Annotated in this window: 13 protein-coding genes; 8 read left to right on the top strand and 5 right to left on the bottom strand. The window is 46.8% G+C overall.

Going from position 1 to position 13,152, the window contains the following annotated elements:
• Nucleotides 1-10 precede the first annotated feature (10 nt).
• The 3 genes from ACFQRK_RS14335 to ACFQRK_RS14325 all read right to left on the bottom strand — a co-directional run bounded on the left by ACFQRK_RS14335 (nucleotide 11) and on the right by ACFQRK_RS14325 (nucleotide 3,295).
• Complete coding sequence (locus tag ACFQRK_RS14335; protein WP_379007834.1) at nucleotides 11-862, bottom strand: glutamate--tRNA ligase family protein; 852 nt, start codon at nucleotides 860-862, stop codon at nucleotides 11-13.
• A 297-nt stretch (nucleotides 863-1,159) separates the two neighbouring features.
• A complete protein-coding gene (locus ACFQRK_RS14330) occupies nucleotides 1,160-2,020 on the bottom strand; it encodes an alpha/beta hydrolase (RefSeq protein ID WP_379007832.1) in 861 nt (286 codons plus the stop codon).
• 63 nt (nucleotides 2,021-2,083) lie between these two features.
• Nucleotides 2,084-3,295 (bottom strand): alanine dehydrogenase, encoded by a 1,212-nt coding sequence (locus tag ACFQRK_RS14325; RefSeq protein WP_379007830.1) that lies wholly within the window; start codon nucleotides 3,293-3,295, stop codon nucleotides 2,084-2,086.
• Between the two features lie 229 nt (nucleotides 3,296-3,524).
• Between ACFQRK_RS14325 and ACFQRK_RS14320 the strand changes: the two genes are divergently transcribed.
• The 4 genes from ACFQRK_RS14320 (at nucleotide 3,525) to ACFQRK_RS14305 (ending at nucleotide 7,724) form a co-directional block, all read left to right on the top strand.
• Entirely contained in the window at nucleotides 3,525-5,453 is a 1,929-nt protein-coding gene (locus ACFQRK_RS14320; protein ID WP_379007829.1) for an SDR family NAD(P)-dependent oxidoreductase, read from the top strand.
• Nucleotides 5,454-5,526: 73 nt separating this feature from the next.
• A complete protein-coding gene (locus tag ACFQRK_RS14315; protein ID WP_379007827.1) occupies nucleotides 5,527-6,201 on the top strand; it encodes a tol-pal system YbgF family protein in 675 nt (224 codons plus the stop codon).
• Complete coding sequence (ribH, locus tag ACFQRK_RS14310) at nucleotides 6,201-6,686, top strand: 6,7-dimethyl-8-ribityllumazine synthase (RefSeq protein WP_379007825.1); 486 nt, start codon at nucleotides 6,201-6,203, stop codon at nucleotides 6,684-6,686. Before ACFQRK_RS14315 ends, ribH begins: the two co-directional genes overlap by 1 nt.
• Nucleotides 6,687-6,974: 288 nt before the next feature.
• Complete coding sequence (locus tag ACFQRK_RS14305; protein WP_379007823.1) at nucleotides 6,975-7,724, top strand: hypothetical protein; 750 nt, start codon at nucleotides 6,975-6,977, stop codon at nucleotides 7,722-7,724.
• On the opposite strand, the gene ACFQRK_RS14300 is transcribed toward ACFQRK_RS14305, so the two are convergent.
• On the bottom strand, nucleotides 7,721-8,119 hold the full coding sequence (locus tag ACFQRK_RS14300) for an RNA-binding S4 domain-containing protein (RefSeq protein WP_379007822.1): 399 nt from the start codon (nucleotides 8,117-8,119) through the stop codon (nucleotides 7,721-7,723). The genes ACFQRK_RS14305 and ACFQRK_RS14300 overlap by 4 nt on opposite strands.
• 152 nt (nucleotides 8,120-8,271) lie before the next feature.
• Between ACFQRK_RS14300 and ACFQRK_RS14295 the strand changes: the two genes are divergently transcribed.
• From ACFQRK_RS14295 to folP, 4 genes are read left to right on the top strand one after another with little or no spacing between them, the layout of a single operon-like run.
• Complete coding sequence (locus ACFQRK_RS14295) at nucleotides 8,272-9,090, top strand: 2,3,4,5-tetrahydropyridine-2,6-dicarboxylate N-succinyltransferase (RefSeq protein ID WP_379007820.1); 819 nt, start codon at nucleotides 8,272-8,274, stop codon at nucleotides 9,088-9,090.
• Between the two features lie 24 nt (nucleotides 9,091-9,114).
• Complete coding sequence (locus tag ACFQRK_RS14290; protein ID WP_379007818.1) at nucleotides 9,115-9,693, top strand: L-threonylcarbamoyladenylate synthase; 579 nt, start codon at nucleotides 9,115-9,117, stop codon at nucleotides 9,691-9,693.
• Between the two features lie 52 nt (nucleotides 9,694-9,745).
• A complete protein-coding gene (locus ACFQRK_RS14285; RefSeq protein ID WP_379007815.1) occupies nucleotides 9,746-10,225 on the top strand; it encodes a DUF4920 domain-containing protein in 480 nt (159 codons plus the stop codon).
• 1 nt (nucleotide 10,226) lies between these two features.
• Complete coding sequence (folP, locus tag ACFQRK_RS14280; RefSeq protein ID WP_379007813.1) at nucleotides 10,227-11,033, top strand: dihydropteroate synthase; 807 nt, start codon at nucleotides 10,227-10,229, stop codon at nucleotides 11,031-11,033.
• A gap of 13 nt (nucleotides 11,034-11,046) precedes the next feature.
• Here the strand turns inward: folP and metG are convergent, their stop codons facing one another.
• Nucleotides 11,047-13,122, bottom strand: coding sequence for a methionine--tRNA ligase (metG, locus tag ACFQRK_RS14275; RefSeq protein WP_379007810.1), 2,076 nt, complete (start codon nucleotides 13,120-13,122; stop codon nucleotides 11,047-11,049).
• Nucleotides 13,123-13,152: the final 30 nt, after the last annotated feature.

The following is a 13,152-nucleotide window of genomic DNA, read 5'->3' as shown; positions in this document are numbered from 1 at the left end:
ACCGAAGGTTCTAATTTTTTATGAGGTTATCTGGAATACTTGCTGCCAATTGCTCCCAACTGGATACCGTTGTTTGCAACCCCGCCACTTGCCCTATCTCGCGATAAATATCTGCCGGGGTTTGCCTCTGCCTACGGAGGTATTGTATGGAAGTCGCGCCCGATGACTTGGATAATTTCTGACTGGCGGTATCTGTCAACAAAACATGGTGATAAAAAGTGGTAGACATAAACGAATCATAGCCAAGTAAGCCGGCTAGATACCGCTGCGCCTGTGTAGATTCACGCAAGTCCTCTCCCCTAACAATTAAATCAACGCCATAGTAAACGTCGTCCACGACAGAAGCCAGCTGATAAGCTGGAAAGCCATCGCGCTTACGCACAACGAAATACTGCATCGCGGGTGGAAGTTCAACATCGGATGTATTGATACGCCAGTTGTATCCGGAATCGTCCAATGGTATTCCTTTATTGCGGCAAGTACCTGTATAAACTCCTTCTGGATGATTTGCCAGCAGTGCGGACCGAGAGCATTCGCAGGCGAAGATGCGCCCCTGCCGTCGCAATTGCTGCAGCGCCTCTTCATACAACGTCATTCGGTGTATCTGCGAATACATTTGTTTATAATCCAAATAATTTTTCGGCCCTTCGTCCCACGGGAATTTGAGAAACGCCAATGTATCGAAAACATCCTCAACATAACTCCGCTTTACCCGTGCCTGATCCAAATCATCAATGCGCAATAAAATCCGCGCCCCCGACCGCCTTGCAAGCGCAGCGGTTATAGCAAATGAAAACACATTACCCAAATGCAGATAGCCGCTTGGGGTTGGCGCAAAACGTGTGCGTATGAATGTGGGCATAACGGGATCCAAAGTTAAGCATTCAAACGACATAAACTGTACGCTTTCGAAACACAGGTTGTCCGATTTCGTACACCCCTGACATTGAACAAGAATCATATCGATCTGATTTTATGACTCTTACGATTTAGGCACGCCCTTTATATTTTTTTTTACAGGGATGCAACTTCTTACAGGGACAAAGCGTCTATACGATATAATGTGTGTTTGTGAATCACTGGTTAGCTGGTATCGCTCCCCGCGACTATCCAGCTTCCAGATGGTTCATTCGGGGAGACGGCCACTCACTGAAATTGCCTAAAGGCTATCCAGCCATACCAGAAAATGATCAAACCATTTATCCGAAGTTGTTTTATTATGAAGACCAAATCCGTGGCCGCCTTGGGGATAGCGGATTAACTTAGCGGCTATGCCATATTTCTCCAACGCTTTTACATACGCCTCGCTGTTGGCAATCGGCACCGCTCCGTCATCTTCCGCATGTACCAAAAAGGCGGGGGGTGTATCTTTGGAGACCTGCAGTTCATTGGAAAACAGGATAATGTCTTGAGGTTTCGGGTTGCTGCCTAGGAGATTATTTTTGGATCCTTCATGCGTCAACTCCTGCTGCATGCTAATCACCGGATACAGTAACAACGAAAAATCGGGACGTAGTGATGTTTCCTTCGGATTATCGATTACCGCTTTTTGGTAGTGGGTGGAAAGTGTGGATGCCAAATGCCCTCCCGCCGACGAGCCTGCTATACCTATTTGGTTTTTTCTAATGCCCCATTCGTCTGCATGCTCCCGCACCAGCTGAAGGGCGCGCTGCGCATCCTGCAACGGGCCAATCCGTTTGTCGACCATAATTTCATCGCTCGGCAGTCGATATTTCAACACGAAAGCCGCAATCCCGTGCTCGGCAAGCAGCTTCGCAATGTCGTGCCCTTCATGGGTGATCGCCAATATGCTGTATCCACCGCCCGGGCAGATAACGATTGCCTTACCCGTATTAGCCACCCCCCCTTTGGGAAAATAGGCCGTAAGGGTCGGTGCCGTGACGCCAGAAACGCGACTGATGCCGTTAGCATCTGTGGCCAACGTCTCTTCTACGGCGGATGGTTTACTGTTCGGTATGCTGCCATCGTACAAATTCATGACGGTTTGTCCAAATGCCATGTTGCTTAGGAATAATCCACAAACTGAAATTAACTGTAATCTTCGCATTGATATTTTCAATATTTAATGGTTAGAAACCACGAGTAAATCCAGATCTTTTGGAGTAAGGTTGAATTTATTAGCAATATCCTTGTTTGTCAGATGTCCTTGATAAAGATAAATAGCGTTCCGAACACCCGGTTTTGCCCAAATCAGGTTCATGATCCCTCCCATCTCACCAATATCCAGCAAAATCGGCGTAAAAATATTGGTAAGTGCATAGGTAGCAGTCCGTGCCACCCTGGAAGCGATGTTAGGCACGCAATAGTGGATGACATCATATTTACGGAACACGGGCTTCTCGTGGTTGGTAATTTCGGAAGTTTCAAAACAACCGCCCTGATCAATGCTTACGTCAATTAACACTGAATTAGGTTTCATTTTCGAAACCGTGTCTTCGCCGATAATGCACGGGCTTCGCCCGTTTGTAGCGCGTATTGCCCCAATCACCACATCACATCCAATCACGGCCTTTCGGAGTACGATTGGCTGGATCACGGATGTAAACACGCGGCTTCCCACGTTGTTCTGCAGACGACGTAGGCGGTATACCGAGCTATCGAATACCTTGACCTGTGCTCCCAATGCGATTGCGGTCCGCGCGGCAAATTCGCCCACGGTACCCGCACCCAAAATAACCATTTCCGTAGGAGGTACTCCGGTCACACCGCCCAACATTAATCCTTTACCATCGAATACATTACTTAGGTATTCAGCGGCAATCAACACCGACGTCGCGCCTACAATCTCACTCATTGCCCGGACCACGGTGAGCGTATTGCCCTCATCTCTTAAGTACTCATACGACAATGCCGTAATTTTCTTTTTCATGAGTGCCTGCAAATGATCCAGATGCATTAATGAAGGCTGTTGAGACGATAACAGTACCTGGCCATTCCGCATCAGCTCGATTTCCGCCAACGTAGGGGGCGCTATTTTGATAATGATATCGGCCTTATAAACCTCCTCCTTGTTGTGAACAATCAACGCGCCCTGTTCACTATAGTGATGATCGAGAAAGTTGGCTGATTCTCCGGCACCGCTTTCCAAGACTACCTCATGGCCGTTTTCGATCAGCAGAGCTACGGACAAAGGAGTCAGCGGCACACGGTTTTCCTGATAACTGATTTCTTTAGGTATCCCAATGTAGAGACTATTTTTCTTTTTCTCTACCTCTAGCATTGCTTCTTGAGGTTGTAGCAATGCTTGACGCGCCAATTTCGACAGCTCACTCATGATGCGCTCACTTTATCCATAAAATTCGGGTTCAACATGCGAAAATAATCAAAGTTTTAATAAAACCGGGGCAAATTATACACAAGTGAATGAGCCTGCTTGTTCAACTTGCTTACCAATAACCACTTAAAAATTCCATAAATCTTGTTTAAAATGATAAAATAAGTATATTTGGACCGCAAACGCGGTTCATGAGCAGCTAATTGCTTTGCCACCTTAAAGATGCTAGATGTTTGACAAATTTAACATCGTTCCCCGTTGGGTTATCTTTACGCTCGACTTGTGCTGCAGTGCCTTTGCGTTGTTTTTTGCCACTCTTTTACTAAACAGTTTCACGTACGACACCATCCATTCTACTGATTTTAACCGCAAGCTCTTGGTGGTTTTATTCGTGAGTACCGTGGTATTTTACCGATTAAAGATGTATGCCGGTATTGTACGCTATACCAGTGCGCTCGACTCGGTGCGGATCTTGTCGTCAGTATCTTTTTGCATCGTCATTCTATTTTTGATAAACGCGGTTCTGGTAGCACTTAACCGATCACCCCTGCTGTCCAACAGCCTACTGATCGCCTACGGCCTGATGAACTTTCTGCTTTTAATCACCTATCGATCGACGGTCAAACTGTTCTTTCTGTATGTGAAAAACATGAAGATCAATCGTAGACAAACCGTTATCTATGGAGCGGGTGATGTCGGGATTGCCGCCAAACGCACGCTGGATCATGACCATACGTCCAATAACGTGGTTGTCGGGTTTATCGATGATAACTTTCAGAAAGTAGGCAAAATCATCGATGGCGTACGCATTTATCATACTGATTATTTTGAACAACTCATTATACAGGGCAAGGTAGACGAACTTATCATTTCCTCACATAACATTCCGATTGAAAAAAAGGCCAGTATCGTTGAGCTCTGCTTGGAACGGAATGTTAAAGTACTGACGATGCCCCCTGTGCATCGACTGATCAATGGGGAGGTTACGCCCAACCAAATTCAGAAAATGCGGATTGAAGACTTGTTGGAACGGGAGCCTATCAAGATAGACAATCAATCGATCCGGCGACAATTGACGGGCAAGCGAATATTGGTAACAGGTGCTGCCGGTTCGATCGGAAGCGAAATTGCACGGCAATTAGGAAAATTCTCGCCACAGATGATCATTCTAAATGATCAGGCAGAAACGCCCTTACACGAGCTGCAATTAGAGTTGGAAGACGTCCAGAAAAACCAGGTATATCACGCGTTCATCGGAGATATCCGTGACAGAGATCGCATGGAGGCCTTGTTCAGGACCTTCAAGCCGCATTATGTATACCATGCGGCTGCCTATAAACATGTACCGATGATGGAGAATCATCCTGTGGAAGCCGTACGCACGAACGTCATGGGCACTCAGCTCCTTGCGCGCTTGGCGGTCGCACACGGAGTAGAAAAGTTCGTCATGATTTCTACGGACAAAGCCGTAAACCCGACAAACGTCATGGGTGCTTCCAAACGAATCGCCGAAATATATGTACAAACCTATTTCCATCACCTTTTACAGAAAAGCGGACGGTTCGGTGATGGAAAAGAAGGGCATACCCGATTTATCACCACCCGGTTTGGTAACGTGCTGGGGTCAAACGGTTCGGTTATCCCCCGGTTTAAGGCTCAGATAGAGAAAGGCGGACCAGTAACCGTCACCCATCCTGAAATCACGCGATTTTTTATGACCATACCTGAAGCGTGTCAATTGGTACTGGAGGCGGGTTCGATGGGAAAAGGTGGAGAAATTTACGTGTTTGACATGGGAAAATCCGTTAAAATCGTTGAATTAGCCAACAAGATGATTAAATTATCCGGACTTGTCCCGAATAAAGACATCAGCATTCAGTATTCCGGATTGAGACCTGGCGAAAAATTATATGAAGAATTGCTGAACGATTTCGAAAACACGTTGCCTACGCATCACGATAAAATCATGATTGCGAGAGTGCGAGAATATGATTTTGAAACCGTGGAGACTCGCATAGATCAGCTCATTCGCCTTACAAAAAGCCAAAACGAACGGGAAATTGTGTTAAAAATGAAAGAATTGGTTCCTGAATTTAAAAGCAATAACTCCATTTACGAGGAACTGGACGAGAAACCAAAAAGCGATGTTGACCTTTGAACCACTGTTGGAAAAAAGCCTTGGATATAATTTGTAAAAGTGTATTTTTGCAGTCCGAATTTTAAAAACTGAGATGTCAGACAATCAAAAACGTCATACCGCCGCTCCGGCTCCGGCCAGAAAAGGCAGCTTCATTTTGGAAAACCAAAAAAGCTTGGTATTCATCATCGGGGGAATCGTTGTATTAGTATTGCTGTACATTGGTTACCAACGATTTTATCTGGCCCCCCGTGCTGAAACTGCCGCCGACCAGCTTTTCAAGGCGGAAACATATGCTACGGTGGATTCCCTGCAACAACGGGCTATCGACGGCGACGGATCTTATCCGGGTTTTAAAGAAATTGCCGATGAATATGAGAACACAAAATCGGCTAACATAGCAAATGCTTATTTGGGAGGATTATACTTACGTCAGGGCAAGTACCAAGAGGCAGTGAATGCGCTGGAAAAATACAGCAATACGGGCAGTATTGTGCTCGACCCCTTGGTGATTGGTCTTTTGGGGGATGCCTATTCAGAACTCAAAGATTATAAGAAAGCAGCTTCTTATTATAAAAAAGCATCCGAAAAAAACCCAAACAATTTCACTTCGCCCCTGCTTCTTAAAAAATTGGGATTGGTATACGAAGCTCAGAATGACTTCAAGCAAGCGCTAGAGGCATACAAACGTATCCAGTCTGACTATCCGGAAAGTCAGGAGGCGACCTCCATAGAAAGCTACATTGCACGGGCTGAAGCACGGCTATAATGGCAACCCAAAATAAAAATCTCTCTGATTTCTCGCACATGGAAGTTGCTTCGGCAACGCCATACAAGTTTGGCATTGTCGTGTCACAATGGAATGCTGAAGTCACAGGTTCTTTGTTAACAGGGGCGTGCGATGCGTTGAAGAAACATGGCGCAGATGAGCATGCCATTACGATTATTCAAGTACCGGGCAGCTATGAATTGACCAGTGGGGCCGACATTTTGCTCCGCAACAAGTCACTGGATGCGGTAATATGTTTAGGCTGTGTGATCCAAGGAGAAACCAAGCATTTTGACTATATCTGTAGTGCCGTGGCTCATGGGATCACTCACGTTGCTTTGAAACATAATAAACCCGTCATTTTTGGCGTTTTAACAACAGACAATATCCAACAAGCGCTGGATAGAGCCGGCGGAAAGCATGGAAATAAGGGCGAGGAGGCCGCAATTACGGCTATTCAAATGGCAGCGCTGAGCGCCACTTGATCGGCACCCGTATCCATGGATATTTCGGTATCAATTTTGTAGTGTTCGCTGGTATAAAAGCATGTTACAATGAAAAGGACTCTAATTGTTTGTATCATACTGACTATAATGGCTTCGTTATCGTTACAGTCCTGTTCCAGAAAAACCTGTCCGGCCTATAATTCATATCCCAAAACAAAACGGGTCCGGTAAATGTTATCAATGTCTGAATATTAAATATTGTTGGCATTTGTGTTTTTGCGTTTTCAATAGTTGGTTAGCAGCTATTTGAAAAAAAGAGTTAAAGAGATGATGCACAATTTCATCAAAATCAAACTGAACCTCTTCCTTATGCTTCTCGGCAGCACAGTAGCCGCTTTCGGCCAGGGCTCCCAAACGGAAATAGCCGACAAACTTTGGGAAGCCATCGGCGGGAAAGAAAATTGGCAAAATGCGCGTTACTTCATGTTCAGTTGCGTCGGCGGAGGCTCCCCTTCTTTTACACAAGGAGAACGGACCTATCTCTGGGACAAACAAGAAGGTAACTGCCGCTTTGAGGGCATTACCACAGACGACGAATCGGTCATTGCCTTGTTCAACATCAAGACAAATAAGGGCACCGTCTATATTAATGGGGAGAAACTGTCGAATCCGAAAACCTCGGCAGATGTAATCAACGAGGTTGCCGCAGAGTTTGAACGAGACGCCTACCTGCTGTTCTTACCGACGGCGTTGGAAGGTGACCGTGCGTCTTTCACTGTTGCCGGCGAAAAGCTGATTGGATCCCAGCGTTTTACTGTGCTGGATATTAAAAACCATAAAACAAGTTTTGAAACTTCCGTTGATGGTTGGCTGTACGTAGACGCCCAAACGGGCAGAGCCGAGCAGTGGTTATCGCATGAGCATCAAAATCGATTTATTATCAGCGGATTCAAGGATATTGGAGGCGGATTGGTTTTGCCTACACGGTTTACCACAGAGGATACGACGAAGAATATTACGTACCCCATCGCCGCGGCTTTGGTCAATATTGAAGCCCAAAAATTCAATAAACCCTAGTCTTTCTCCCACACATCCTTTCTCAGCTCATCAATTTCGCGGCGCTCCTTTTTTGTAGGCCGGCCCGCTCCCCGATCGCGTTTTAACATGGGAGCATGATACACGGTTTTATACCCGTAGGTTTCTTCCAAAGGCGTGCGGTCTTCGTAAAAGTTAGCGGCGCTTTTTGCATCCACACGCCTATCCAGTAACCCTGTTACCTCCACTACTTTTTTCTCTACGCCCTTCTGTATGTGGTAGGTGTCACCAATCTTGACTATGTGGGATGCCTTAATATTTTGACCATTAAATTTTACACGGCCGGCCTTACAAGCGTCCGTCGCCAGACTCCGCGTCTTGAAAATCCGGATCGCCCAAAGGTATTTGTCCACACGTAATTTCTCAATCTCAGCCATGACACAAACTTAGCTAAATTCATGTTTATATGCAATATTTCGGCTTCCATCCCTTATCTGAGAGACAGCTTTATAGAAAAATGGGAATAAAAAAAGGGGAAGTCATCGGAATTTGCTTTCTTTGCGCCTACAAAGTCTGTTAGCTATTCATTATGATCAAAGAATTGAAGAAACTGATTGAAGATGCTTGGGAAAACCGGCAGTTTTTGGAATATAAAGAGTATCAAGAAGCCATCGAGACCGTCATCCAACAACTGGATCGCGGTGAATTGCGGGTAGCGGAACCTATTGGGTCACGTTGGCATGTGAACGATTGGATAAAAAAGGCGGTAATTCTGTATTTTCCCATCCGGCAGATGGAGGTCGTAGAAACAGGCCCCTTCGTTTTCCATGACAAAATGCGGCTCAAGACCAACTACAAGGAATTAGGTGTACGTGTAGTACCCCACGGTATAGCACGCTATGGGGCTTACCTGGCCAAGGGAGTCATCATGATGCCTTCCTACGTGAACATCGGAGCCTATGTAGACGAAGGCACCATGGTTGATACCTGGGCAACCGTAGGCTCCTGTGCGCAAATCGGCAAAAATGTACATCTCAGCGGCGGTGTGGGCATAGGCGGTGTTCTGGAACCTGTGCAAGCCGCTCCCGTAATCATTGAAGATAACGTATTTGTAGGATCGCGTGCCATTGTCGTCGAAGGCGTACATGTGGAAACCGAGGCGGTGTTGGGTGCTAACGTGGTACTTACCGCGTCTACCAAAATTATCGACGTAAGCGGTTCAGAACCCGTGGAATATAAAGGGATTGTGCCTGCGCGATCGGTGGTAATCCCAGGATCATACACTAAGAAATTTGCTGCAGGCGAATTCCAGGTTCCCTGTGCATTGATTATCGGCAAACGCAAGGAATCGACCGACAAAAAGACATCGTTGAACGATGCCCTCCGGGAACATAGTGTGGCGGTTTAGACCGGTATACGGAACATCAATGTTATGTCCAACAGTTCGCAAGTAACTGACATCAATGGCGCACTTGAGGTATTGCGCGCAGGCGGGCTCATCCTCTATCCTACGGATACCATATGGGGGATTGGCTGCGACGCAACGAATCCGGCTGCGGTGGAGCGCGTATATCAGCTTAAAGGGCGCGATCAAAGCAAAAGCCTGATTGTACTGTTGGATAACGAGAACAAACTGCCAGGATATATCCAGGAGGTACCTGAAATCGCATACCAGCTTATCGAATATACCGAACGCCCACTTACAATCGTGTATTCAGGAGCCAAAAACTTGGCTCCTAATTTAATTGCTGAAGATGGCAGTATTGGGATTCGGATCGTGAACCATGCCTTTTGCAGTCCTTTGCTTCGACGGCTTCGTAAGCCGCTGGTATCTACCTCTGCAAACCGTAGCGGGCAGCCATCACCAAAAAACTTCTCTGAAATAGCGCCGGAAATTATCGATGGCGTAGACTATGTGGTATCATACGACCAGGATAACTCCGGCACCGGAACGGCTTCCATCGTGATGAAACTTGAACCAGGAGGAAAGTTTTCCTTTATCCGCAGGTAATCTTAAAAGCAAGTTTTATGTACCTTTGCTAGATATCATCGTTCAACGTCTTATGAAAAAATTGACATGGGCAACCGCCGTACTGCTAAGTTTCACGGCAAGATCGTTGGCTCAGCAAACGATTCCTCCAGCGAAACCAGGCACGCAATACGGAGTCGCTATCGACAGGGAGGGAGCGATCGATGTACAGGCCTTGGAAGCAAAACTGAGCACCGATTCCGTTTATTTCGGCAAAATATACGGCAAGGTGGTCGAAGTATGTAAGAAAAAGGGTTGTTTTATCCGGGTCCGCCGTGAGGGCGAAGGGGAACCGATTTTGGTTCGATTCAAAGACTATGGCTTTTTCGTACCTCAAGATATTGTTGGAAAAACGGTTGTACTGGAAGGGCGGGCTAAAATGAAAGAAATTTCTGTAGCCCAACAACGGCATTTTGCAGAAGATGCAGGCAAGGGCGCAAGTGTGCTTACAAAAATCACCCATTCCAAGCGCGATATTAATATTATTGCTGACGGCGTAGTAGTGGTAAACTGAGATGAACGCAGGTGGCAAACTGATCGATCTATCTTCGCCCAAAGTGATGGGCATATTGAACATCACACCGGACTCCTTCTACGACGGTGGGCGCCACAATACGGTAGATGCCGCCCTGCTGCAAGCCGAAAAATTATTGACAGCTGGCGCTGACCTCCTTGATCTTGGCGCGTATTCGTCCAGACCGGGGGCTGCCGAGGTGGGTGTTGACGAAGAGAAAGCCAGGCTTTTGCCGGTCATAGCGGCGATCACAACCCGATTCCCTGAAAGCCTCTTATCCATCGACACCTTCCGCGCCGATGTGGCGCGCGCCAGTGTGGAAGCGGGTGCCCATATAATCAATGATATTTCCGGCGGCACATTGGACGAACAGATGTTTGCTACGATTGCCGAATTGCAAGTGCCTTATATTCTCATGCATATGCGAGGCACGCCCAATACGATGCAGCGCCTGACAGATTATGAGGACGTGGTACAAGATGTCAATTTATTTTTCGGAGGGCAACTGGCGAGGCTACGTCAAATGAAGGTGACAGATATCATTTTGGACCCCGGCTTTGGCTTCGCCAAAACCTTACAGCAAAACTACGACCTACTCAACCGGCTGGAAGAACTTCATATCCACGGACTGCCTATCCTCGGTGCGGTATCCCGCAAGTCAATGATCTATAAAAAGCTGGGCATTACTCCGAAAGAAGCACTAAATGGCACCACGGTACTTCACACACTCCTTCTGACGAAGGGTATTAAGATCCTCCGCGTACATGACGTAAAGGAAGCAAAGGAGGTTATCGCGTTATTGAAATAAAGCCAAAAATCGGCTACCGGATTACACTTCCTGCCTGCACGGTCGTCTGAGGGGCCACAAAGTCCAAGCGGCCATCCGCATCTTCCGCCATCAGAATCATACCCTGTGACAGAATGCCTTTGATTTCGCGCGGCTCGAGGTTCACTAAAATGGACACCTGTTTTCCGACAATCTCCTCGGGGCTGAAAAATTCCGCGATACCAGAAACGACGGTTCGTTGGTCTATACCCGTGTCAATGGTCAGCTTAAGCAACTTTTTCGTCTTCGCTACTTTCTCAGCCGCAAGGATTTTCCCTGCACGGATATCCATCTTTACGAAATCTTCAAAAACAACGTTGCTTTTCGCCTCGGGCACCTCCTTGGCTTCTTTCACATTGGCTTCTTTTGCTTGGCTGAGTTTTGCCAGCTGTACATTCACCTGTTCATCGGTTATTTTTTCGAACAGCAGCTGCGCTTCCCCCAACTGATGCCCTGCCGGCAACAGGGCATTACTCCCCGCCTCCTGCCAACCAACTGCTGAGAAATTGAGCATATCGAACATGCGCTTTGCCGTGCGCGGTAAGAAGGGCTGCGCCATGATGGCCAGATTTGCCGCCAATTGTAAACTTACGTTTAAAACGGTTTTCACACGTTCCTCATCAGTTTTGATGAGTTTCCACGGCTCTGAATCCGCCAGGTATTTGTTGCCGAGTCGGGCTACATTCATGAACTGCGCCAACGCCTCGCGAAAACGGAACTGGGTAATAGAACCGGCAATGTGCTTCGGATAACGTTCCAATTCCGAAAAGATCAGCCGGTCGGTATCCGTCAATTGAGTTGCAGGCATCACTTTGCCATCGAAATATTTGTGCGACAATACCAATACGCGATTGACGAAATTACCGAAAATAGCCACCAATTCATTATTTACCCGCGCTTGGAAGTCTTTCCAGGTAAATTCGCTATCGGATGTTTCGGGCAGGATCGATGTCAGCACATAACGCAATTCATCCTGCTTGCCCGGAAATTCTTCCAAATATTCATGCAGCCAAACCGCATGGTTCCGGGACGTGGAGAGTTTATCGCCTTCGAGGTTCAAAAATTCGTTAGCAGGCACGTTTTCGGGCAATATGTACTCGCCATGTGCATGCAGGATGCTCGGAAACGTAATGCAATGAAACACAATGTTGTCCTTGCCGATGAAGTGGATCAAACAGGCATCGTCGGTGGGATCCGGTTGCTTTTTCCAATAGCTTTCCCAATCGTTCCCAGTATCTATTGCCCATTGCTTGGTGGCCGATATGTAGCCGATGGGTGCGTCGAGCCACACATATAATTTTTTGCCTTCTGCCTCTTCCAACGGTACATCCACCCCCCAATCCAAATCGCGTGTCATCGAGCGGGGCTGCAATCCCGACTTGAGCCAGGAACGGCACTGTCCGTATACGTTTGGCTTCAGGACATCTTTCTTTCCTTCCAGCAGCCATTTTTCAAGCCACGGTTGATACTTATCCAGCGGCAAATACCAATGTTTGGTTTCCCGAAGCACCGGCGGCTTGCCACTGAGCGTAGAAATCGGGTTGATCAAGTCAATCGGATTGAGCGATGTACCGCATTTCTCGCATTGATCGCCATAAGCACCTTCGCTTTTGCAATTCGGGCAAGTGCCCGTGATGTACCGATCGGCAAGGAATTGATGGAATTCCTCATCGTAGTACTGTTCGGTCACCTGCTCGATAAACTCGCCTTTATTGTAAAGGTTCAAAAAAAACTCCTGTGAAAGCTCGTGGTGTATTTTTTCCGATGTGCGGTGGTAAATATCAAACGAGATTCCGAATTGTTCGAAGCTGTCTTTGATTTGCGTGTGGTATTTGTCAATAATCGCTTGCGGAGTGGTCCCCTCTTTCTTGGCTTTAATGGTAATGGCAGCGCCATGTTCGTCCGAACCGCACACATAAACCACATCCTTTGCATTAAGCCGTAGAAAACGTACGTAGATATCGCCGGGTATATAAGCACCTGCAAGATGTCCGATATGCAGCGGACCATTGGCATAAGGCAATGCCGAAGTGATGGTATAGCGTTTGAAAGGAAAAGTAGTATTGCTCAATGTATTGTTGTTATTTAGTAGGTAAAAGAT

The organism is Parapedobacter sp. GCM10030251, assembly GCF_042666505.1.
Lineage (GTDB): Bacteria > Bacteroidota > Bacteroidia > Sphingobacteriales > Sphingobacteriaceae > Parapedobacter.
The sequence above is the reverse complement of the archived record's forward strand: the minus strand, read 5'-3'. Positions and strand labels throughout refer to the sequence as shown.

Coding starts and splice junctions, on each gene's coding strand:
- ACFQRK_RS14335 (WP_379007834.1), bottom strand. CDS start 862: ATGCCCACATTCATACGCACACGTTTTGCGCCAACCCCAAGCGGCTAT.
- ACFQRK_RS14330 (WP_379007832.1), bottom strand. CDS start 2,020: ATGGCATTTGGACAAACCGTCATGAATTTGTACGATGGCAGCATACCG.
- ACFQRK_RS14325 (WP_379007830.1), bottom strand. CDS start 3,295: ATGAGTGAGCTGTCGAAATTGGCGCGTCAAGCATTGCTACAACCTCAA.
- ACFQRK_RS14320 (WP_379007829.1), top strand. CDS start 3,525: ATGTTTGACAAATTTAACATCGTTCCCCGTTGGGTTATCTTTACGCTC.
- ACFQRK_RS14315 (WP_379007827.1), top strand. CDS start 5,527: ATGTCAGACAATCAAAAACGTCATACCGCCGCTCCGGCTCCGGCCAGA.
- ribH (WP_379007825.1), top strand. CDS start 6,201: ATGGCAACCCAAAATAAAAATCTCTCTGATTTCTCGCACATGGAAGTT.
- ACFQRK_RS14305 (WP_379007823.1), top strand. CDS start 6,975: ATGATGCACAATTTCATCAAAATCAAACTGAACCTCTTCCTTATGCTT.
- ACFQRK_RS14300 (WP_379007822.1), bottom strand. CDS start 8,119: ATGGCTGAGATTGAGAAATTACGTGTGGACAAATACCTTTGGGCGATC.
- ACFQRK_RS14295 (WP_379007820.1), top strand. CDS start 8,272: ATGATCAAAGAATTGAAGAAACTGATTGAAGATGCTTGGGAAAACCGG.
- ACFQRK_RS14290 (WP_379007818.1), top strand. CDS start 9,115: ATGTCCAACAGTTCGCAAGTAACTGACATCAATGGCGCACTTGAGGTA.
- ACFQRK_RS14285 (WP_379007815.1), top strand. CDS start 9,746: ATGAAAAAATTGACATGGGCAACCGCCGTACTGCTAAGTTTCACGGCA.
- folP (WP_379007813.1), top strand. CDS start 10,227: ATGAACGCAGGTGGCAAACTGATCGATCTATCTTCGCCCAAAGTGATG.